At 65.8% G+C, this 22,110-nt stretch carries 18 protein-coding genes; 11 read left to right on the top strand and 7 right to left on the bottom strand.

All coding sequences use genetic code 11. The features are described 5' to 3' along the window. Positions 1-3,183: a xanthine dehydrogenase molybdopterin binding subunit gene (gene xdhB, locus IEX33_RS15705; protein WP_407681608.1), complete on the top strand. Its 3,183-nt coding sequence runs from the start codon at positions 1-3 to the stop codon at positions 3,181-3,183. 81 nt (positions 3,184-3,264) lie between these two features. On the opposite strand, the gene IEX33_RS15700 is transcribed toward xdhB, so the two are convergent. Continuing rightward, complete coding sequence (locus IEX33_RS15700; protein WP_188731683.1) at positions 3,265-3,438, bottom strand: hypothetical protein; 174 nt, start codon at positions 3,436-3,438, stop codon at positions 3,265-3,267. Positions 3,439-3,808: 370 nt separating this feature from the next. Here IEX33_RS15700 and pucL point away from each other — a divergent pair, with 370 nt between their 5' ends. Continuing rightward, positions 3,809-4,717 carry a factor-independent urate hydroxylase gene (gene pucL / locus IEX33_RS15695; RefSeq protein ID WP_188731681.1) on the top strand — a complete coding sequence of 303 codons (909 nt, stop codon included), beginning with the start codon at positions 3,809-3,811 and terminating at the stop codon, positions 4,715-4,717. 189 nt (positions 4,718-4,906) lie between these two features. Beyond that, entirely contained in the window at positions 4,907-6,418 is a 1,512-nt protein-coding gene (locus IEX33_RS15690) for a nucleobase:cation symporter-2 family protein (RefSeq protein WP_104189558.1), read from the top strand. A gap of 109 nt (positions 6,419-6,527) precedes the next feature. On the opposite strand, the gene IEX33_RS15685 is transcribed toward IEX33_RS15690, so the two are convergent. Then, the gene (locus IEX33_RS15685) at positions 6,528-7,283 is read right to left on the bottom strand and encodes an IclR family transcriptional regulator (RefSeq protein ID WP_188731679.1); all 756 of its coding nucleotides are present in this window, start codon (positions 7,281-7,283) and stop codon (positions 6,528-6,530) included. A gap of 210 nt (positions 7,284-7,493) precedes the next feature. On the opposite strand from IEX33_RS15685, the gene IEX33_RS15680 reads away from it, so the two are divergent. The 5 genes from IEX33_RS15680 (at position 7,494) to IEX33_RS15660 (ending at position 13,935) form a co-directional block, all read left to right on the top strand. Continuing rightward, positions 7,494-8,945 carry an NAD-dependent malic enzyme gene (locus IEX33_RS15680; RefSeq protein WP_188731677.1) on the top strand — a complete coding sequence of 484 codons (1,452 nt, stop codon included), beginning with the start codon at positions 7,494-7,496 and terminating at the stop codon, positions 8,943-8,945. A gap of 39 nt (positions 8,946-8,984) precedes the next feature. Next, positions 8,985-10,583: a malate synthase A gene (gene aceB, locus IEX33_RS15675; protein WP_188731676.1), complete on the top strand. Its 1,599-nt coding sequence runs from the start codon at positions 8,985-8,987 to the stop codon at positions 10,581-10,583. Between the two features lie 3 nt (positions 10,584-10,586). After that, a complete protein-coding gene (locus IEX33_RS15670; protein ID WP_188731674.1) occupies positions 10,587-11,864 on the top strand; it encodes a DUF6986 family protein in 1,278 nt (425 codons plus the stop codon). Positions 11,865-11,880: 16 nt separating this feature from the next. Continuing rightward, the gene (locus tag IEX33_RS15665) at positions 11,881-12,693 is read left to right on the top strand and encodes a bifunctional allantoicase/(S)-ureidoglycine aminohydrolase (RefSeq protein WP_188731673.1); all 813 of its coding nucleotides are present in this window, start codon (positions 11,881-11,883) and stop codon (positions 12,691-12,693) included. A 96-nt stretch (positions 12,694-12,789) separates the two neighbouring features. Further along, the gene (locus IEX33_RS15660; protein ID WP_188731671.1) at positions 12,790-13,935 is read left to right on the top strand and encodes a serine hydrolase domain-containing protein; all 1,146 of its coding nucleotides are present in this window, start codon (positions 12,790-12,792) and stop codon (positions 13,933-13,935) included. 28 nt (positions 13,936-13,963) lie between these two features. On the opposite strand, the gene IEX33_RS15655 is transcribed toward IEX33_RS15660, so the two are convergent. Further along, positions 13,964-15,145 (bottom strand): zinc-dependent alcohol dehydrogenase, encoded by a 1,182-nt coding sequence (locus IEX33_RS15655; protein WP_188731669.1) that lies wholly within the window; start codon positions 15,143-15,145, stop codon positions 13,964-13,966. Between the two features lie 169 nt (positions 15,146-15,314). Between IEX33_RS15655 and IEX33_RS15650 the strand changes: the two genes are divergently transcribed. Beyond that, positions 15,315-15,563 carry a hypothetical protein gene (locus IEX33_RS15650; RefSeq protein ID WP_104189541.1) on the top strand — a complete coding sequence of 83 codons (249 nt, stop codon included), beginning with the start codon at positions 15,315-15,317 and terminating at the stop codon, positions 15,561-15,563. 10 nt (positions 15,564-15,573) lie between these two features. On the opposite strand, the gene IEX33_RS15645 is transcribed toward IEX33_RS15650, so the two are convergent. The 3 genes from IEX33_RS15645 to IEX33_RS15635 all read right to left on the bottom strand — a co-directional run bounded on the left by IEX33_RS15645 (position 15,574) and on the right by IEX33_RS15635 (position 18,501). Further along, entirely contained in the window at positions 15,574-16,293 is a 720-nt protein-coding gene (locus IEX33_RS15645) for an HAD family hydrolase (RefSeq protein ID WP_188731667.1), read from the bottom strand. Next, positions 16,293-16,583, bottom strand: coding sequence for a hypothetical protein (locus IEX33_RS15640; RefSeq protein WP_104189536.1), 291 nt, complete (start codon positions 16,581-16,583; stop codon positions 16,293-16,295). The genes IEX33_RS15645 and IEX33_RS15640 overlap by 1 nt, the downstream gene beginning before the upstream one ends. Positions 16,584-16,650: 67 nt before the next feature. Beyond that, a complete protein-coding gene (locus tag IEX33_RS15635; RefSeq protein WP_188731768.1) occupies positions 16,651-18,501 on the bottom strand; it encodes a glycoside hydrolase family 15 protein in 1,851 nt (616 codons plus the stop codon). Between the two features lie 61 nt (positions 18,502-18,562). Between IEX33_RS15635 and IEX33_RS15630 the strand changes: the two genes are divergently transcribed. Then, the gene (locus IEX33_RS15630; protein WP_188731665.1) at positions 18,563-19,294 is read left to right on the top strand and encodes a DUF72 domain-containing protein; all 732 of its coding nucleotides are present in this window, start codon (positions 18,563-18,565) and stop codon (positions 19,292-19,294) included. A gap of 65 nt (positions 19,295-19,359) precedes the next feature. Next, the gene (locus tag IEX33_RS15625) at positions 19,360-20,460 is read left to right on the top strand and encodes an App1 family protein (protein WP_188731664.1); all 1,101 of its coding nucleotides are present in this window, start codon (positions 19,360-19,362) and stop codon (positions 20,458-20,460) included. On the opposite strand, the gene IEX33_RS15620 is transcribed toward IEX33_RS15625, so the two are convergent. Next, positions 20,457-22,034 carry a glycoside hydrolase family 1 protein gene (locus tag IEX33_RS15620; protein WP_188731662.1) on the bottom strand — a complete coding sequence of 526 codons (1,578 nt, stop codon included), beginning with the start codon at positions 22,032-22,034 and terminating at the stop codon, positions 20,457-20,459. The genes IEX33_RS15625 and IEX33_RS15620 overlap by 4 nt on opposite strands. Between the last annotated feature and the right edge of the window lie 76 nt (positions 22,035-22,110).

Below are 22,110 nucleotides of genomic sequence, written 5' to 3'. Positions count from 1 at the left end.
TTGGCAGACCGTCCAGTCAACCCGGTGGTGGGGGTCCCTGTTTCCCACGAGAGCGCCGCCGCACACGTGACCGGAACAGCCCTCTACACTGACGACCTCCTTGTCCGTTCCCGGAGTGTCCTGCACGCCTGGCCTGTCCAGGCACCGCACGCCCATGCCCTGATAATCGGTATGGACACCAGGCCCGCACTCAAGGTTCCTGGCGTAGTCAAGGTACTGACGGCGTCGGACGTTCCCGGCGTCAACGATGCCGGCGTGAAGCATGACGAGCCGCTCTTTCCCAGCGAGGTCATGTTCCATGGCCATGCCGTGTGCTGGGTGCTGGGCGAATCATTGGAAGCGGCACGGCTGGGTGCGGAGGCCATAAAGGTCGAGTACCAGCCGTTGCCTTCGCTCCTGACGCTCACTGAAGCAATGGCGGCAGGGAGCTACCAGGGAAACCAGCCGACAGTTGCGCGCGGCGAACCGGACTCCGCCCTAAAACACGCGGCCCACCGGTTCAGCGGCGAGTTTGAGTTCGGCGGCCAGGAGCACTTCTACCTTGAGACGCAGGCGTCCTTCGCGTACATCGATGAAGGCGGGCAGGTGTTTGTGCAGTCCAGCACCCAGCACCCATCCGAGACGCAGGAAATCGTGGCGCACGTCCTGGGACTCGCCAACCACGAGGTGACCGTGCAGTGCCTCCGGATGGGCGGGGGTTTCGGCGGCAAGGAGATGCAGCCGCACGGCTTCGCTGCCATCGCAGCCTTGGGTGCAAGCCTGACCGGACGCCCCGTGCGCGTCCGCCTCAACCGGACCCAGGACATCACCCTGACCGGCAAGCGCCATCCGTTCCATGCACGCTGGGAAGCAGGATTCGACGACGACGGCCGCCTCCAGGCGCTCAAGGCCACCCTTACGAGCGACGGCGGCTGGAGCCTGGACCTCTCCGAACCTGTCCTGGCAAGGGCAATGTGCCACATCGACAACGCGTACTACATCCCCAACATCGAAGTGCACGGCCGGGTAGCCAAGACCAACAAGACATCGCAGACAGCGTTTCGCGGCTTCGGCGGACCCCAGGGGATGCTGGTGATCGAGGACCTCCTGGGCCGGTGCGCACCGCTGCTGGGCATCGACCCGGCTGAGCTGCGGTCTCGCAACTTCTACGAACCTGGACAGAGCACCCCGTACGGGCAGCCCGTGCGCCACGCCGAACGGCTCACTGCAATCTGGCAGTCGCTCCTGGACCGAGCAGACGTGGCGCAGCGGCGCGCTGAGATCGCGAAATTCAACGCCGCCCACCCGAACATCAAACGGGCCATCGCGATGACGCCAGTGAAGTTCGGCATCTCCTTCAACCTCACAGCCTTCAACCAGGCCGGCGCGCTTGTCCACGTGTATAAGGACGGGTCCGTGCTCATTAATCATGGCGGCACCGAGATGGGGCAGGGCCTGCACACCAAGATGCGCCAGGTGGCTGCCACTGCCTTGGGCGTGCCGCTCAGCTTCATCCGGCTGGCCCCCACCCGGACCGACAAGGTCCCCAACACGTCAGCCACAGCCGCCAGCTCAGGGGCCGACCTGAACGGCGGGGCGGTCAAAAACGCCTGTGAGCAGATCAGCTCCCGGCTGGCGGACGTGGCTGCCCGGAACCTCAACATCCACCCGGACGATGTGCGCTTCGACGACGGCAAGGTGACCGGGATCGGGTTCCATGACCGCCACCTCAGTTTCGCCGAGGTAGCTCGCGACGCGTACTTCCAGCGGGTCCCGCTCTGGGCGGCGGGGTACTACCGGACAGAGGGACTGCACTGGGACAGCGCCCGCATGCAGGGTGAGCCGTTCAAGTACTTCAGCTACGGCGCGGCGGTCACGGAGGTGGAGGTGGACCGCTTCACGGGCGCTTACCGGCAGCTGCGTGCCGACATAGTGCACGACGTCGGCGACAGCCTTTCGCCGTTGATCGACGTCGGGCAGATTGAAGGCGGCTTCGTCCAGGGTGCCGGCTGGCTGACCCTTGAGGACCTGCGGTGGGACGTGTCCGACGGCGACGGGCGGGGACGCCTGACAACCCAGTCGGCCAGCACCTACAAGCTGCCGAGCTTCTCCGAAATGCCGGAGCAGTTCAACGTCCACCTGTTTGAACGGGCCACAGAAAGCGGCGTCGTCTACGGCTCGAAGGCTGTAGGAGAGCCGCCGCTTATGCTGGCCATCAGCGTGCGCGAGGCGTTGCGGGAAGCAGTGGCGGCCTTCGGCTCCGGCGGCACCGCCGTGGAACTGGCCAGCCCGGCAACGCCCGAGGCCGTGTTCTGGGCGCTTGAACGCGCCACGGCACCTCCCCGGCCGGACCTGACTGCGACGCCGTCCGCCCGTCCGTCACAACGTCGGTGTCTTGACATGGACTGGCTCGAAGCCCTGCAGCACCTGAGGTCCGCCCGCCTGCCCGGCGTCCTGGCGACGGTTTCCGAGGTGCGCGGCCACGCGCCGCGGGAGGCTGGCGCCAAAATGGTGGTGGGCACAAAGTCAACGTGGGGCAGCATCGGCGGCGGCAATCTCGAGGCGACAGTGGTGGATCAGGCCCGGGACATGATGGCCAAGGGCATCTCCCTACCCCACAGCGCCGAGTTCGCGCTGAATGAGCACGCAACCACGGAGCACGGGCGGCAGTGCTGCGGCGGGAAGGTACGGGTGCTGCTTGAACCCTTCCTGTCCCTTCCCGTGGTAGCAATTTTCGGCGTCGGGCATGTTGGGTACGAACTCGGGCGCATCCTTTCGCGCCTGCCCATGACCCTGTACCTGGTGGACAGCCGCGGCGAACAACTTGATCCTGCACGGCTGGGTGACATGGCTTCGGGTGTTGCCGACGTCCGGGCGGTGCACACGCCCGTCCCGGACTCGTTCCTTGGCGACCTGCCACCCGGCGCGCACGTCTTCATTATGAGTCACGACCACTCCGAGGATTTTCTTCTCTGTCACGCCGCCCTGCGCCGAGTCGACCTCGGGAGCATCGGGCTGATTGGGTCGCGTGCCAAGTGGCTGCGGTTCCGGCAGAAGCTGGCAGCGGAAGGGTTTGCGGAGCCGGAGATTGACCGGATCCAGTGCCCAATAGGACTGCCGGACGTGAGGGGAAAGGCGCCCGCGGTTATTGCGGTGAGCGCCGCGGCGGCCCTGCTCGGCAGCCTGCCGTCCGCCCAGCAGTAGCTGCCATGCCTGGGGCTGCGGCTCCGGGGATACTGCCGTGGGAGGTCACGGCTCCGGAGGTTACTGCTCCGGGGATCCCGCTCAGCCCTGGCGCCCGAAAACCGGGAGCGCACGCAGCCAGCGTGAGAACCCGCGGGCGGGCCGATCGCAATCAGCCGGGATGTAGAAATCCGGGTCGGTGCCGCCATACGGGTGGTACAGCTCCTGGCCGGGCGCCGGAAAGCCCACCACTTCTTTTGGGTCCTGCAGCTCCATCTCGTCCTCCCCACTTCCTGTTCAGCTTTTCCACTCATCGGAAAATAAATACTGCTATGTGGAAATAGTAAGCTGCCGCTCCAGCAGGGTCAAGAGCCTGCGCCCGGTGTCACGGCCTGAGGCTGAGCGACCGGTCACAAACCGATTTTTGCTTTTGTGATGTACACCACCGCAGGACTGGGCTACGCTGAATGTCAATTCGTGGCGCGAGTCACGTAACCTGGGAGCAGCAGGCAGGGTCGTAATGAGCTGGCATCAATCGATGTCGGCTCTTTTTTGTGGGCCGACGGTACAAGAAACGTGCGGGAAACGCGCGCTTAATTTCTATGCGGGACCGTGGTCCCACATACCTGAAGTTGGGAATCTGACCATGAGCAGCAACATCATCCTCGGCCACAACCAGTTCGGAAAGGCCGAAGTCCGGGTCGTAAAGATCACCCGCGACACGGACCGCCACGAAATCGAAGATTTGAACGTCACCTCGCAGCTCCGCGGTGACTTCGCGGCCGCCCACCTCGCAGGCGACAACGCCCACGTGGTGCCCACCGACACCCAGAAGAACACCATCTACGCCTTTGCCCGTGAAGGTGTCGGTTCGCCGGAAGCCTTCCTGCTGCGCCTCGGCGAGCACTTCACGTCCAGCTTTGACTGGGTGACCGGCGGCCGCTGGGAAGCGGAGTCCTACAGCTGGAACCGCATCCAGGCCCATGGCGCTGAGCATGACCACTCCTTCGTCCGCAACGGCCAGGAGGTCCGCACCGCCGTCCTGGTCCGCGACGGCGCCACCACGCACCTCATCTCCGGGCTCAAGGACCTGACCGTCCTGAAGTCCACCCAGTCCGGCTTCGCGGGTTACCCGAAAGACAAGTACACAACCCTCCCGGAAACCACCGACCGCATCCTGGCTACCGACGTCTCGGCCCGCTGGCGCTTCAAGACCGGAACGGACTTCAGCGCCCTGGACTTCAACAAGAATTACGACGACGTCAAGGCGCTCCTGCTCGAAGGTTTCACGGAGAAGTACTCCCACGCCCTCCAGCAGACCCTGTTCGATATGGGCACCAAGGTCCTGGACGCACACAGCGAGATCGACGAGATCAAGTTCTCGATGCCCAACAAGCACCACTTCCTGGTGGACCTCTCGCCCTTCGGCCTCGACAACCCCAACGAGGTCTTCTACGCGGCCGACCGGCCGTACGGCCTGATCGAGGCCACCGTCCAGCGTGAGGACGCCGCCCCGGCGGCCATCGCCTGGTCCGGCATCGCCGGCTTCTGCTAGGCGCGCCGTCCCACCAGCACCACCCGGTCCGGAGTTTTTGTCCAGATGAGGCGACTTCCGAGCACCTTAGTCCGCACACGTGGACAAGAACTCCGGGCCAGCACCCCACGATTTGCAGCTTCAGCCACACCTGTTAGCCAGACAACGTTAGCCAGACGATGACGTCTGCCATGAACCAGAAAGTCTGCCATGAACATCAAGAACACCCTCAAAGCCGACGCCAAGAAGCACGGCAAGCGTCCCGTCCAAAACCGGCCGGAGGACGAACGGCTTTCGATCGGAAGCAGTTTCGCTTATGGCTTCCAGCACGTCCTGACCATGTACGGCGGCATCGTCGCCGTACCGCTGATCGTTGGCCAGGCCGCGGGCCTGCCCCCTGCCGACATTGGCGTCCTGATCGCCGCCGCACTCTTCATGGGCGGGCTTGCCACCATCCTCCAGACCGTGGGGATTCCCTTCTTCGGCTCCCAGCTGCCGCTGGTCCAGGGTGTATCTTTCGCAGGCGTTGCAACGATGGTCGCCATCGTCACCACGGGTGGAGGAATTCAGGCCGTATTCGGCGCGGTGATCGTGTCAGCGGCCATCGGCCTGTTGATCGCGCCGGTCTTTTCCAAGATTGTCCGGTTCTTCCCACCGGTGGTCACCGGAACTGTCATCACGACCATTGGCCTGACACTCATGCCGGTTGCCGCCAACTGGGCCATGGGAGGAAACAGGAATGCCGAGAACTACGGGAGCCTGGAGAACATTGGCCTCGCCGCGGTTACCCTGGCCCTCGTCCTCCTCCTGAGCAAACTCGGTAACGCCACCATCTCCCGGCTCTCGATTCTGCTGGCCATGGTCATCGGAACGCTGGTAGCCGTCGTCACCGGCATGGCGAATTTCTCCAAAGTCGGGGAAGGCCCCATCGCCGCCTTCCCCGCGCCATTCCATCTGGGAGCCCCCACCTTTGAGATAGCCGCCATCATCTCCATGCTGATCGTCGTGCTGGTCATCCTGACGGAAACCATGGCGGACATCCTGGCAGTCGGCGAGATCGTGGGCACCAAGGTCGACTCCAAGCGGATTGCCGCCGGGCTGAGGGCAGACATGGGGTCCAGCCTCATCGCGCCGATCTTCGGATCCTTCACGCAAAGCGCCTTTGCCCAGAACGTCGGCCTGGTCGCAGTGACCAAAATCAGGAGCCGCTACGTCGTTGCAGCCGGCGGTGTCATCCTCGTCATCCTCGGCCTGCTGCCCGTCATGGGCCGCGTCGTCGCTGCGGTTCCCACCGCGGTCCTGGGCGGGGCCGGCATCGTCCTGTTCGGCACCGTCGCTGCCAGCGGCATCCGCACTCTGGCCAAGGTGGAATACAAAAACAACATGAACCTGATCATCGTGGCGGCGTCGATCGGCTTCGGCATGATCCCCATCGCCGCCCCGTCCTTCTACGACAAGTTCCCGGACTGGTTCGCCACCATCTTCCACTCCGGCATCAGCTCGGCTGCCGTCATGGCAATCCTGCTGAACCTGCTCTTCAACCACCTCAAGGCCGGCAACTCCGAGAACCAGTCGGTGTTCGTGGCCGGCACCGGACGCGTGGTCCGGGAGGAGGACCTCAAGTGCCTGGCCGACGGCGACCGCTTCGAAGGCGGCAAGCTCATCGACTGTGACGGCAAGGAAGTTCCGGTCCAGTCATCCGAAAAGGCATCGGACCACTAGGAACGCCGGAGCAGCACGCACGCCGAAGCAGCAGGAACACGGCATGAAAAAGCGGCGGCGGCCCGTCCCGGAAAGGGCGGGCCGCCGCCGTCGTCAGCGCGGGGGTGGGTCAGGTGCGGTTCATCTCCAGGGAGATGGCTTCGGCAGCCTCGCGGAGGACGGGCACCGCCTTGTCAGCGAAGTGCTCGTCCACACGGGACACGGGGCCGGACACCGAAATGGCGGTGGGGGTGGGGGCGTTGGGCACAGCCATCGCGAAGCAGCGGACGCCCAGCTCCTGCTCCTCCTCGTCGATGGAGTAGCCGCGTTCCCGGATGAGCTTGAGGTCTGCCAGGAGGTCATCGATGTCCCCGATGCTCTTGGACGTGGGGGTGGGCATCCCGGCGCGGGTGACGATGCCGCGGACCACGTCGTCGTCCAGCTGGGCCAGGATGGCCTTGCCGACGCCGGTGGCATGGGTATGGGCACGCCGGCCCACCTCAGTGAACATGCGCATGGCGTGGAGCGAGGGCACCTGCGCCACATAGATGACCATGTCCGAGTCGAGCACGGCCATGTTGGACGTCTCCCCCAGGCGGTCCACGAGGGTTTTCAGCTGCGGCCGTGCCACGGCGCCAAGCTGCTTGTTGGCTCCTTCGCCCAGCCGGATCAGCCGCGGGCCCAGGGCGTAGCGCCGGTTGGGCAGCTGGCGGATATAGCCCAGCGACACCAGGGTGCGCAGCAGGCGGTGGATGGTGGGCAGCGGCAGGTCGGTGGATGACGACAACTCACTGAGGGTGACGTCGCCGCCGGCATCAGTGATCAGTTCCAGCAGTTCGAAGACGCGTTCAACGGACTGCACGCCTCCTGCGGCTTTTTCAGCCATGGCCAGTCTCCTGTGGACTCGGATTCCGACAAGTCTTATCCGCATCGTGAAAAGAATTGCCCTAGAGGTCCCAAGATACAGCACAACCCCTGCAGGCGCGATGAAAGGCACTTTGGGCTTGTGTTTCCACAAAGTAGATAATAATATCCATAATACGAAAACATTCGGATTTGGAACACAAGCCCACTGGGCCCAACAGGAGGACATTCAATGGCGAACCCGAGCCCCGGAAATTCCATCACCCTGCGCGTGGAAGCGCCGTCCAGCTTCAGCGCCACCAGCGAACTCGCTGCGGCAGTGGGTGCAGCCGGCGCTGCCATCACTGCCCTGGACGTCACGGAGTCCCACCACGAGACCCTGGTTGTGGACGTCACCTGCAACACCACCGACGATGAGCACGCCGGCCGCGTCAAGGACGCCCTCAACGCGCTCGACGGCGTCACGGTCCAGCACGTCTCGGACCGCACCTTCCTGATGCACCTGGGCGGCAAGCTCGAGGTGGTCCCCAAGGTAGCCCTGCGCAACCGTGACGATCTCTCCCGCGCCTACACGCCCGGCGTCGCACGCGTTTGCCTCGCCATTGCCGAGGACCCCGCGGCGGCCCGCAACCTGACGGTCAAGCGCAACACCATCGCGGTCGTCACGGACGGCTCGGCCGTCCTGGGCCTGGGCAACATCGGCCCGGCAGCCGCCCTGCCCGTGATGGAGGGCAAGGCCGCGCTGTTCAAGCAGTTTGCCAACGTTGACGCCTGGCCGGTCTGCCTGGACACCCAGGACACCGAGGAAATCATCAGCATCGTCAAGGCCCTGGCCCCCGTCTACGGTGGCGTGAACCTCGAGGACATCGCTGCCCCGCGCTGCTTCGAAATCGAGAACCGCCTCCGCGAGGAACTGGACATCCCGGTGTTCCACGACGACCAGCACGGCACCGCGATTGTCACCCTCGCCGCCCTTGTCAATGCACTCCGCGTGGTGGGCAAGAAGCTCTCCGAGGTCCGCATTGTGGTCTCCGGAGTGGGCGCCGCGGGTTCCGCCATCATCCAGCTCCTCAAGGCCCAGGGCGCGCAGCACATCATTGCGGCGGGCCGCTCCGGGGCCATCCACTCGGGCCAGGAGTATGGGGACGAGCACCGCAGCTGGATCGCCGCGAATACCAACGAGGAAGGCTTCGACGGCACCCTGCACGAGGCCCTCGTGGGTGCGGACGTGTTTATCGGCGTCAGCGCCCCGCACGTGATCGGTGAGGAGCAGGTAGCCGCGATGGCGGACGACGCGATCGTGTTTGCCATGGCCAACCCGACGCCGGAGATCGATCCGGTGGTCGCGGCGAAGCACGCCGCCGTGGTGGCCACAGGCCGCAGCGACTTCCCCAACCAGATCAACAACGTGCTGGCATTCCCCGGCTTCTTCCGGGGGCTGCTGGACGCCGGAGCCTCGGACATCACGCCGGAGATGCTGGTGGCCGCCGCGGACGCCATTGCCAACCGGGTAGCTGACGAAGAGCTCAATGCCAGCTACATTATCCCCAGCGTCTTCGATCCCCATGTTGCCGCCGATGTTGCCTCAGCTGTTGCCGCGGCCGCCCACGCAGCGAACGTGGCCACCGCGGCTGACCGCGCCGAGGCAGCCCCGGCTCCCGAAGCCGCCCTGGCCAGCGCCTGATTCACTGCCTGACTGCAAGCCACAAGGAAAGGACCAGAAATGGCCATCACTGTCACAGATCCCCGGCCGATCGACCGCGCGGAGGAGATCCTCACCCCCAAGGCACTGGCATTCATTGAGGAGCTTCACACCCGCTTCGCCGGCACCCGCAACGAGCTCCTGGCGGCCAGGGCCGGCAAGCGCCAGCGGGTGGCCGAGACCGGAAAGCTGGACTTCCTGCCGGAGACGCAGGGCGTGCGCGACGGCGACTGGAAAGTTGCGCCCGCACCCGCACCGCTGCAGGACCGCCGGGTCGAAATGACCGGGCCCGCCTCACCGGCGAAGATGGCCATCAATGCCCTGAACTCCGGCGCCAAGGTGTGGCTCGCGGACCTCGAGGATGCCAGTACCCCCACCTGGGCCAATGTCATCGACGCCATCCTCAACCTTCGCGACGCTGCCCAGGGCACCCTGAGCTACACCTCGGACGAGGGCAAGGAGTACAGGCTCCGCACCGACGCACCGCTCGCCGTCGTGGTGGCCCGCCCCCGCGGCTGGCACATGCCCGAAAAGCACCTGCTCATCAACGGTGAACCCACCGTGGGCGCCCTGGTGGACTTTGGCCTGCACTTCTTCCACGTGGCCAAGCAGCTGGTCCTCAACGGCCAGGGACCGTACTACTACCTGCCCAAGATGGAAAGCCACCTCGAGGCTCGGCTGTGGAACGACGTCTTTGTCTTCGCACAGGATTACCTGGGCCTGGGCCAGGGGACCGTCCGCGCCACCGTGCTGATCGAAACCATCCCGGCCGCGTTCGAGATGGACGAGATCCTCTACGAACTGCGGGACCACGCCTCCGGCCTGAACGCAGGACGCTGGGACTACCTGTTCAGCATCATTAAGTACTTCAGGGACGCCGGCGAGGAGTTTGTGCTGCCGGACCGCGCCTCGGTGGCCATGACGGCACCGTTCATGCGCGCCTACACCGAACTGCTGGTCAAGACCTGCCACAAGCGCGGGGCCTTCGCCATGGGCGGCATGGCCGCCGTCATCCCCAACCGCCGCCACCCTGAGGTGACCGAGGCTGCCTTCGCCAAGGTCCGCGCGGACAAGACGCGTGAGGCCAACGACGGCTTCGACGGCTCCTGGGTTGCCCACCCCGACCTGGTGCCCACCTGCCGCGAGGTCTTCGACTCCGTCCTGGGCAGCAAGCCCAACCAGCTGGACAAGCAGCGCCCGGAGGTTTCCGTGACCGCGGAACAGTTGCTGGATGTGGCGTCCGCCGAAGGCCAGGTGACGGAGTCAGGCCTGCGCCTGAACCTGTATGTCGCCGTGGCCTACACGGCGGTGTGGCTGTCCGGAAACGGCGCGGTTGCCATCCACAACCTCATGGAGGACGCCGCCACGGCGGAAATCTCCCGCTCGCAGGTCTGGCAGCAGATCCGCAACAAGTCAGTCCTGGCGGACACGGGCAACACCGTGACCCGCGAGCTGGTGGAGCGGATCCTGGGCGAGGAGACCGAGCGGCTGCGGACTGAATTCGGCGACGAAGCCTTCCGCCGCTACTACCAGCCTGCCAGCGAACTGATCGCCGACATCTGCCTCTCGGAGGACTACACGGACTTCCTCACCACCCCGGCCTACGAACTGGTGGGCTGAGGCATGGCGGAAACACCCAAGCCGTCCTTGTCAGTAGGCGACCTGGCGAACATCGACGGGCAGCTCGCCGCAACGGACCGCCTGCTTGAGCGGAACTACCCGGGTGACGACGGGTCCCGCCAGCCCGTCCACACCGTGTACGTCCCCGCGGACCGGTTCACGCCGTCGTTCGCTGCCGACTGGGGCGCGCAGGCGATGGCGACGGCGGCCGGCCACGGCGGGCTGGAACGGCTGGGCACGTTGCTGGGCCAGGACAACGCGCTGGCAGAGGCCGTCGCGGCCCGCGTGGAAGCCAAGCTGGGCAGTGAGCCGGTCGAGGACCTTCGGCTCGATTTCGAGGACGGGTTCGGGGACAGGGGCGACGACGCCGAGGACGCTGCCGCGGTTGCCGCAGCAGCCGCGGTGGCCGCCGCCGTCGCGGCCGGGTCCGCTCCCCCGTTCATCGGCATCCGGTTCAAGTGCTTCGAGGCGCCCACGAGGGCCCGCGGGCTCCGGACGCTGGACCTCTTTGTCTCCGGGCTCGCAGCGGCCGGTGAACTGCCCGAGGGCCTGGTCCTGACCCTGCCCAAGGTCACCACCGTAGCCCAGGTCCAGGCCATGGACTATGCCGTGTCCCGGCTGGAAGAGGTCCACTCCCTCCCCGCCGGCCGGCTCCGCTTCGAGGTCCAGGTGGAAACCCCGCAGCTCATCCTGGGTCCGGACGGCACCTCTCCGGTGGCGCAGCTGCCGCACGCCGTCCCCGGCCGGATCAGCGGCCTCCACTACGGAACCTACGACTACTCCGCCTCCCTGCAGATCTCTGCCGAGTACCAGTCCATGGAGCACCCGGTGGCCGATTTCGCCAAGGAAGTCATGCAGCTGGCAGTGGCCGGCACCGGCATCCGGCTCTCGGACGGGTCCACCAACATCATCCCCGTGGGCGACAACGTGGAGAACGCCTGGCAGCTGCACGGCCGCCTGGTCCGGCGGTCGCTGGAACGCGGCTACTACCAGGGCTGGGACCTGCACCCGGCCCAGCTGCCCAGCCGCTTCGCTGCCACCTACGCCTTCTACCGGCAGGGCCTCCCCGCTGCCGTGGCCCGCCTGCGCAACTATGTGGAGCGGACCGAGGGTGGCGTCATGGATGAACCCGCCACGGCCCGCGCCCTGGCCGCATTCGTCCTCCGCGGCGTCCAGTGCGGCGCCGTCGGAGCCGATGAAGTCCAGGCGCTCGCCGGCGTCGGAATTCCGCAGCTCACTGCACTGGCGCACCCGCGGCTCGCCACCACGTCCAACTCCTAGGTAAGGATCCCTTTTCATGGGCAAGTACTATTCCCCCACCGGCGGACTGCCGCCGCAGACCCATCTGACCACCGAGCGCGCCATCGTCACCGAGGCGTACACGGTGATCCCGAAGGGCGTCATGACGGACATCGTCACGTCCAACCTGCCCGGTTTCTCGAACACCCGGTCCTGGATCATCGCCCGCCCCATCTCCGGCTTTGCCACAACGTTCTCGCAGCTCATCGTGGAGATCGGCCCGGGCGGCGGCGCCCCCAAGGCCGAATTCGAGGCCGGTGTGGAAGGCGTCATCTTCGTGACCCGCGGCAGGGTCAGCCTCACCCTCGACGGTGAACTGCACCAGCTGGAGGAAGGCGGCTACGCCTACCTGGCTGCCGGTTCGGAGTGGGGCCTGGAGAACGTCTCCAGCGACGTCGTGTCCTTCCACTGGATCCGCAAGGCCTACGAGCGCCTTGAGGGCTACGAGGCCAAGTCCTTCGTCACCAACGAAAAGGACGTGGAGCCGACGGCGATGCCGGACACCGACGGCGCCTGGAAGACCACCCGCTTCACGGACTCCAGCGACCTGGCCCACGACATGCAGGTGAACATCGTGACGTTCCAGCCCGGCGGCGTCATCCCGTTCCCCGAAACCCACGTCATGGAGCACGGCCTCTACGTCCTTGAGGGCAAGGCCATGTATCTGCTGAACAACGACTGGGTGGAGGTGGAGGCCGGCGACTTCATGTGGCTGCGCGCCTTCTGCCCGCAGGCCTGCTACGCGGGCGGCCCGGGTGAGTTCCGCTACCTGCTGTACAAGGACATGAACCGGCAGGTGCGCCTCACCTGAGCACTCCCACATTCTCCCAACTAAGTAGCAGCACATGTCGTATTGGGCCCCCAAAAGGACATGTGCTGCTACCTGGTTGGGTGGAAAATTGGTGGCATGGGCACAAGCCGGGTCCGCGGGTGGAAGCGCACTGCGGCAGCCCTGTGCGTGGTCCTGCTGGCAGGGTCCTCCGCCGGCTGCATCCGCGAACCCGATCCCCCGGAACCGGAGCCGCCCGCCGCCTTTGCGCTGCTGGAAGCTTTCAGCGCACGGATGCTGGCCGAGGGCGCCCCTGCCGTCCTGATCGCCCTCAGGAACGGGACCACCACCTGGACCCATGCCGCCGGGGTGCGGAGCTTGGACTCGGCCGAGCCCGCCAGGGTGTCCGACCCCGTCCGCGTGGGCGGCATCACCGAATCCCTTATCGCAGTCTCGGTGATGAAACTTGCAGCAGAGGGCCGGCTGGACCTGGACAGCCAGGCAAGCCGCTACCTGCCCGAGTTCGGCAGCGTCCTCCATCCACCCGGCCCCGTGAGCGTCCGGCAGCTTCTGACCCACGAATCAGGGATCCCCGACTTTTCTGTCCCCCTGCTGGCGTCCGGAAGCTGGGCAGAAACGATGAACCGGCCGCTCAGCCTCGAACAGCAGCTGGCCCTGGCGGCCACCGAGCCGTGGGACGGCCGGCTGGCACGGATCTTCGACTATTCCCGTTCGAACTACGCGGCGCTTGCCCTGATTGTTGAGCGGCTCCGCGGCCAGGGGATCGATGAGGTCCTGGCTGAGGACATCGCCCTCCCCCTGCGCTTGGAGTCCACCCGGCTGGGCGGTCCCCCGCCCCACGGCATGGTCCACGGATACGTCACCCTGGAGGGCAGGCGCACGGATGCCAGCATGCCGGCCTGGCAGGCGGAGTCGCCCTCCACCGGGGCCGTCTCCACGGTGGAGGAAGTCAATACGTTTTACGCCGCGCTGCTGCAGGGCAGGCTGCTGCCGCCGGACACCGTGACGGCCATGAAGGGCGGCTACTCGCAGTACTACGGCTTTGCCCTGCGGCGCTGGAACAACACCTGCAACAACCGCTTCTACTACGGCCTGCCCGGCGATACCGACGGCTATGGAATGATCGCCATGACCAGCGAGGACGGCAGGAGCCAGCTGTCGATCTCTCTCGCCTACCCTCCGGCACCGCCCACCCTTGAGACCAACCCGCTGATCCATGAGATGCAGGACGTGGCACAGGAAGCCCTCAACAGCCTGTGCTGAGGGCTTCCTGCTGAGCTTCCCGCTGGTGTCAGGCTCCCGGGTTGAGGACCACCTTGATGCAGCCGTCCTCTTTCTTCTGGAACTTCTCGTACAGGGCAGGCGCCCCTTCCAGCCCCGAGCGGTGGGTGACCAGGTCCATCACGCCCAGCGGATCGGCGTCGTCCTCCACCAGGGGCAGGATGTCATCGGTCCAGCGGCGCACGTTGCACTGGCCCATCCGGACCTGGATCTGCTTGTCGAACATGGTCAGCAGGGGCATGGGGCTGGCCTGGCCGCCGTACACGCCGCTCAGGGACAGCGTGCCGCCGCGCCGGACGGCGTCGATGGAGGTGTGGAGTGCGGCGAGGCGGTCCACCCCGGCGGTCTCCATCGCCTTCTGGGCGAGCTTGTCGGGCAGGAGCCCGAGGGCCTGGTGGGCGAAGCCCGCAACAGGGGAACCGTGGGCTTCCATTCCGACGGCGTCAATCACCGCATCCGGGCCCCTTCCGGCTGTCATCTCCCGCAGCTGGTCCGCCACGTCCTTACCGTAATCGAGGGTTTCCACGCCGTGCCGCTCCGCCATCGCGCGGCGCTCGGGAACAGGATCCACCCCAATGACCCGAAGCCCCCGCTGGACGCCGATCCGTGTGGCGAACTGACCGACGGGTCCCAGGCCGAACACAGCCAGGGTGCCTCCGGCCTGGACGTCCGCGTATTCCACGCCTTGCCAGGCTGTGGGGAGGATGTCTGAGAGGAAGAGGTACCGCTCGTCCGGAAGCTCACTCCCCACTTTCACCGGGCCGTAATCAGCATGCGGCACGCGCAAATATTCGGCCTGGCCGCCGGGAACAGAACCGTACAGTTCCGAGAAGCCTAAGAGCGCAGCGCCGGAACCCTTGCTTTTGACCTGGGTGGTTTCGCACTGGGACTGCAGGCCCTGGCTGCACATATAACAGTTGCCGCAGGAAATGTTGAAGGGGACAACCACGCGGTCGCCCTTGCGCAGGTTGGTGACTGCGCTTCCCACCTCTTCCACGATGCCCATCGGTTCATGGCCGATTACGTCCCCTTTATGCATGTACGGTCCCAGGACTTCGTACAGGTGCAGGTCCGAGCCGCAGATGGCCGTGGAGGTGATGCGGACAATGGCGTCGGTAGGTTCCTGGATTACGGGATCAGGTACTTCTTCCACGCTTACCGAGCGTTTTCCTTGCCAGGTCAGTGCTTTCACGATTCGCCTTCCGGTGGTGTTGCCTCTAGTCCGGGCCTGAGCCCATAGACCGACGGTATCGGCTTCGGCAGAAAAAAGTAAGCAAGCTGACTAAACTCTTGTCCTTGTGGCCCGGGGCTTCTAGCGTAGGAAGGGCCAGATCCCAGGAAACGCGCGAAAGAGGAACGCCATGACGCTCTACCAGCCGGAACCGGTCGAGATCTCCACCCGCATGCGGCCCGGCGAATGGACGGAAGAGAGCCTGGAGTCGCTCGTTGGCACGTACCACGCCCGGATCATGGAGATGGGCGCCAACATGGCGGAAGTGAGCACGGACATTGAGCGGAACGACGACGGGTCAGTCAAGGTGGCCGTGGTGTGGAACAAGCCTGCGAACGCGGGTGACGAGGACGCCGTCACCGGCGGGCAAGCGGTCTGAGCCGGGCGCCTCAGTACGGTCCTTCCGTCCTGGCGAGCAGCCGGCCCAGGGCGCTTGAGGGCAGGTTCCGCAGGAGGTCCCGCGGCCCTTCGTAGACCTCCACTGCGCCCGCATCCCGTAGTTCACGGGCGTTGATTCCCCCGCATGTCACGGCAATCGCCGGGATTCCCAGGGCTGCAGCAGCCTTCATGTCCCACACGGCGTCCCCGATGTAGACGGCGTCAGCGGCCTGGACGTCAATGGCTTCCAGTGCGGCCACAAGGATGTCCGGGGCGGGCTTGCTGTTCTTTGCGTCATTGGCGCTGGTTGCGCCGTCGATAAAGGCGTCGGCATCCAGGATGGACTTCATCACATCCAGGTCTTTCCTGCGCGCCGAGGAGGCCAGCGCCACGGCCAGGCCTCGGTTATGGCATTGGCCCAGCAGGTCCCTGGCCCCATCAAAGGCCCGGAGGGACGGCCAGTGGGACGCGTAAAGCGCCCCGTGGATGGCCATGATCTCCGGGTCGAGGGACCGGTCGCGCCCGCCGGGCAGGAGGCTGTCCACCAGGCGGTCGCCGCCCATGCCCACATGGTGGTGGATGGTGGCCATTGGGATGTCGTAGCCCTGCTGCCGGAAGGCTCCCCACCAGGCGACCGTATGGATGTAGGACGAGTCGATCAGGGTGCCGTCAACGTCAAAAAGAACCCCCCGGCGTCGTCCGCCAGGGGGTACAGGGCTTTGGGGTGCCATCAGCTGACCGCTGCCCGCTTTGCAGCCGGCGCCTTCTTCTGGCGGGCCGCCTCTTCCTTTGCAGAGCTTACGGGGCGGACGCGTTCCCGGAGGACCGTTCCTGCGCCGTCGTGGCTCTTGTCCCGGATCAGCCCGGTCCCTGCAATTTCCCGCGCCATCGCCACGCCGGCAACAGCAGCCCTTTTCGTGGGGAAGGTGACCGAGATGGCCATGAGGCTCCCGGCTCCATCCAGCATCCGTACCCTGTAACCGCCGTCAGGCGCATCCACAAGCTCAAAATACCCGGCCATTCGTATCACTCCTCCATCAGTCACCGCGTTGTGCTTTTCAGGAGCACTGAGGTGTTAGTAAGTATACTTATCTGTTCTGCGAAGGAGAAGTCACCCCTTGCCGCGCCGCCTCAGCACGTCCCGCCGTCTCCGGCGGAATGGGGGTGTCACTTCGCCGAACCGTATCCTGATGCAGCTCCAGGGCGCTAGTCACAAGCGCAAAGTGGCTGAAGGCCTGCGGGGTGTTGCCCAGCTGCCGGCCGGCCTTCACGGCCCATTCCTCGCTCAGCAGCCCCACGTCGTTCCGAAGTTCCAGCAGCCGCTCGAAGAGTGCCCGGGATTCCTCGTGCCGGCCCGCCCCCAGGAGCGCCTCCACCAGCCAGAAGGAGCAGGCAAGGAAGACGCCCTCATCCCCCGGCAGGCCGTCGTCGCTCTCTTCGGGACGGTAACGCAGGACGAACCCGTCCTCGGTAAGTTCGCGCTGGATGGCATCAATGGTGCCGATGACCCGCGGATCGTCCGGGGGCAGGAAGCCGACGCGCGGGATCAGGAGGAGGCTGGCATCGAGTTCCGGCCGGCCATAGGCCTGGACAAACGTGTTGCGGACGGCGTCAAACCCGTTGGCCATAACGTCCCGGTGGATGGTGTCCCGCAGCCGCTCCCAGCGGTCCGCCGGCCCCGGCAGCCCGGACTCGCGGACGCCCTTGACCATCCGGTCCGCGGCTACCCAGGCCATCACCTTCGAGTGAGTGAAGTGACGGCGGGGCCCGCGCATCTCCCACAACCCGTTGTCCGGCTGGTCCCAGATCTTCTCGAGGTGCTCCATCAGGGAAAGCTGGACGTCCCATGATTCATCCGGATGCGTCAGCAGTGAATTCCGGGTCAGGGCGAGGCAGTCCAGCACCTCGCCCCAGACGTCGAGCTGCAGCTGCTCGGCCGCTCCGTTGCCGATGCGCACCGGGGACGAATTTTCATAGCCCTTCAGCCACGGCAGTTCCATCTCCGGCAGGCGGCGCTCGCCGTGGATGCCGTACATGATCTGCAGGTCGGCGGGGTCGCCGGCCACCGCGCGGAGGAGCCAGTCCCGCCAGGCCGCCGCGTCGGCAGTGTAGCCGGCTGCCATGAGGGCCTGCAGCGTCATGGTGGCATCCCGCAGCCAGCAGTACCGGTAGTCCCAGTTGCGCGGACCGCCCAGTTGCTCGGGCAGGGACGTGGTCACGGCCGCCACGATGCCGCCGGTGGGGGCGTACGTCAGCGCTTTCAGGGTCACCAGGGAGCGCACCACCGCGTCCTGGTACTTCCCTTTGACGGTGCACTGGGATGCCCAGCCGCGCCAGAAGGCCGAGGTGGTGCCAAGGACTTCTTCAGCGTCCACGCTGTGCGGCCGGCCCACGTGGCTTGGCGCCCACGTGAGGACGAACGGGACGCGCTCCCCGGCGCTGACGGTGAAGTCACTGATGGTGTGCATGTTCTCGCCGTGGAGGGGCGCCGGTGTGACCAGGTAGACGGCGTCCGGGCCGGCGATGGCGTGCACGCCCAGGCTGTCCTTGCGGACCCAGGGAATGATGTGGCCGTAGTCAAAGCGGAGCACCAGCTCACTGTGCATCCGCACGCTCCCGCTGACGCCCACAACAATGCGGACGATGTCCGCCACGGAGTCTCGTGGCGGCATGAAATCAATGACGCGCACCGTTCCCTCAGGCGTTTCCCACTCCGTCTCCAGCACCAGGGTGCCGTCCCGGTAGCTCCGGCGCGTGCACGGTCCGCCGCCTTCGGGTGCGAGGAGCCAGCGCCCCGATTCAGGGGTGTCCAGCAGGGAATTGAAGCATGCCGGGGAATCGAACCGTGGCAGGCACAGCCAATCGATGGAGCCTTCCTTGCTGATCAAGGCCCCCGTTTGAAGGTCGCCAACAACTGCATAATCCTCGATGCGCGCCATGTCCTTACCCTGCCACAGTCCGCCCCGCGGTGATGGGCACGATTCGATGTAGCCTGCAGTCATGGCAGTCCACATCGGCACCTCCGGCTGGAGTTACGACCATTGGGAGAACGTCCTTTATCCGCCCGGGCTCCCGGCGAAGGACCGGCTCAAGCATTACGTTGCCCGGTTCGGCACGGTCGAACTCAATGCCAGCTTCTACCGGTGGCCCCGGGACACCACGTTTGCCGGCTGGAACCGGCGTTTGCCTGATGGCTTCGGCATGTCGGTCAAGGCTCCCCGCGGACTGACCCACGCCCGGAAGCTGTACCAGCCAGAGGTGTGGGTGGAACGGATTGAGCGGTGCTGGCATGAGCTCGGCGACAAGCGGGCAGTCCTCCTGGTCCAGCTGCCGCCCGGCATGGAACGCGACGACGCCCGGCTGGAGTATTTCCTGGCCAGGATCCCGGAATGGATCCGGGTGGCTGTGGAGTTCCGGCACCCCAGCTGGGACTGCGACGACGTCTACGCACTGCTGGAGCGGCACCAGGCCGCCTACTGCATCATGAGCGGCGCCAACCTTCCCTGCATCCTGCGCACTACTGCCCCGTTCACGTACGTGCGGCTGCACGGCCCTGACCACCAGCACCTCTACGCCGGCTCCTACTCGGATGCCGACCTGCACTGGTGGGCAGACCGGATCCGGGAGTGGTCCGGCAGCGGCCTGGACGTCTACGCCTATTTCAATAACGACGGCGGCGGCAACGCAGTGCGCAACGCCGAGACCCTGCGCTGGATCCTTGGGGAAGGGTGACGTCATGGAAGAACGGCAAGGACCAAGGTAGCTCCGCGTGGTTCAGCCTGTGGCAGAGTGGTCCCATGGACACGGAGCCCCAGACACCGCCCCAGAACGCAGCAACACCACAGGACCCGGACGGGAAGTCCCAGCTTTCCGGCAACACAGCGTTCAAGCTTGCCCACCGGATTTCCGACGGCGTTAACGGTGTGCGCATCCGACTGGCCAAACGCTGGAAGTTCGTGCCGCAGACCATTGCCTACCAGGGCTATGGATCAACCAGCCTGGTGCGTGTCCTGGGACGGGTCCTGCTGACCCAAAAGCCGATGCCGGGGAGCAAGGCCGAGCACGCAGCGCAGAACGGCAACCAGAACGTGCGCGGCTGGCGGGCCTTCACCAGCGTTCCGTTGCAGTTCACCGACGTCGAAATCACCATCGGCGATGTTGTCACCCACGTCCGGGCGGACAGGGGCGGGCTGATCGACACGGAAGTCAGCGTCCAGCTGGAGCCCGGCTGGCACACCGCGGTCCTGCGCGCCGAGGGCACGGAGCCGGTTGAGGCCAGGATCCGGGTCATCGCACCGGATGTGAAGTTCGGGATCGTATCCGATATCGATGACACCGTCATGGTGACGGCCCTGCCCCGGCCGTTCCTGGCCCTGTGGAACACCTTCGTGCTGAGCGAGCGGGCCCGCATGGCAACACCCGGCATGGCCGTCCTGCTGGACCGGCTCACGGTGGAGCATCCGGACGCACCGGTGATCTACCTTTCCACAGGGCCCTGGAACGCCGCACCCACGCTGGCACGCTTCCTGACCCGCAACATGTATCCGTCCGGGGCGCTGCTGCTGACCGACTGGGGCCTCACGCAGGACCGGTGGTTCCGCAGCGGCCAGGACCACAAGCACCGGAACCTGAAACGGCTCGCCAAGGAATTCCCGGACATGCAGTGGCTCCTGATCGGTGACAACGGCCAGCATGACGAAGCCATCTACTCCGGCTTCTCGCAGGAGCACCCGGACAAGGTAGCCGCGATCGCCATCCGCCAGCTGTCTGTCAGCGAATCGGTGTTCGCCGGCGGCCACTCCGAGGACGGGGACCATACCGCGTCCCAGGTTCCGTGGATCTACTCCCCGGACGGCGCCGGCATCGCCAAGCAGCTCACGGCACTGGACCTGCTCTAGGCGCTGGCACCCACGGCGGGAACGTCGTCGTCGGGCATTTCACTGCCCATAGCCCCTGCGCCCAGGACCTCGACGTCCATGGCGTCACCCACCATGGCCTCTGCGATCGCAGCGCCTGCCGCGGCGGCCAGGTCACGCTCCTCGATGAGTTCCTGTAGCCAGAAGTAGGAGGCTTTTGGCGTCCGTTCCAGTGTGTCGAAGTCCACGTGCAGGAGGCCAAAGGGCTGGTTGTACCCGGCGGACCATTCGAAGTTGTCCAGAAGCGACCACACGTAGTAGCCCCGAAGGTCAACCGATGCAGCATCGCCGCCCGGGGCAGTAGCCTTCAGGGCGGCCTCGAGATGGTCCGAGAGGTACTTGAGCCGCCGCTCATCCGGGATGAACTTGGTATTGGTGGACTTGTCCCGGACGATGATGTCCTCGAAGCTGGCACCGCCCTCCGTGAGGATGACCGGCGGAAGGTTGGGGTAGCGTTCGCCCATCTCCTTCAGGGCCACGGCCATGTACTCGGGCTTCACCGGCCAGCCGTAGGCGGTAATGTCCGCCTCGGGCCAGGTTTCCACGTGGAACGGTGTTCCGCCGTTGCCGGCCGCGCTCAGGTCGCTGCCCATGGCTTCGGCCATGCTGGCGGGCACTGCTCCCCCGCCCGGCCCTACCGCCACTTTGGTGGGCATGTAGTAGTTGAGCCCGTAGAAGTCCAGCGGCTGGGAGATCAGTTCCATGTCCTCGTCCGGGTGCTCGAAGGAGCTGAAGAACTTGGCCGCCCGGATCAGGTCCGGATATTTTCCGGTCAGCACCGGGTCCGCATACAGCCGGTTCTGGGCCAGGTCCATCAGTCCGGCGCTGATCCTGTCCAGCGGGTTGATGGAATTGGGCACCATGGGCGAGTAGACGTTGCTCATCCCGATCTCCCCAGGCACCTTGGCGGCGCGCAGGGCCTGGACGGCGAGGCCGTGCCCCAGCAGCTGGTGGTGCACGGTCGGGAATGCCCCCATCATCAGTTCCTTGCCGGGTGAGTGCAGGCCGAGCGTGTAGCCGTTGGTGCTGACCGTGGCAGGTTCGTTGATGGTCACCCAGCGCGCCACCCTGTCGCCGAATTCCTCCGCGAGGATGGCAGCGTACTCGCCCAGGCGGTAGGCGGTGTCCCGGTTCATCCAGCCGCCGGCTTCGTCCAGCGTCAGGGGGGTGTCCCAGTGGTAGATCGTGGCCATGGGGGAAATGCCGTTGGCCAGCAGCTCGTCCAGGAGCCTGTCGTAAAAGGCCAGGCCGGCGCGGTTGGCCGGCCCGCGCCCGGTCGGCTGGATGCGCGGCCACGCGAAGGAGAACCGGTAGGAGTCCACGCCGAGCTGCTTCATGAGCGCAACGTCCTGGGGCATGCGGTGGTAGTGGTCCGTGGCGACGACGGGGCTGTGGTTTTCCACGATGGCCCCGTCCTTGGCTGCGAAGACATCCCAGCCCGCCGGGCCCCGCCCGTCCTCATCAAGCGCGCCCTCAATTTGGAAGGCAGCCGTGGCCACGCCCAGCGTAAATCCGGACGGGATAAGGGCAGCGAGTTCTTTGGCGGTGATGTGCATCTGCGGGCCTTTTGTAACGGAGCGTAAATAAAGTACGTCTCAGGATGGCACAGCTGAGGGCGCCTGACGAGCAAAA

The sequence above is a fragment of the Pseudarthrobacter scleromae genome (assembly GCF_014644515.1).
Classification (GTDB): Bacteria; Actinomycetota; Actinomycetes; order Actinomycetales; family Micrococcaceae; genus Arthrobacter; species Arthrobacter scleromae.
This window is presented reverse-complemented; position numbering and strand designations above follow the sequence as displayed.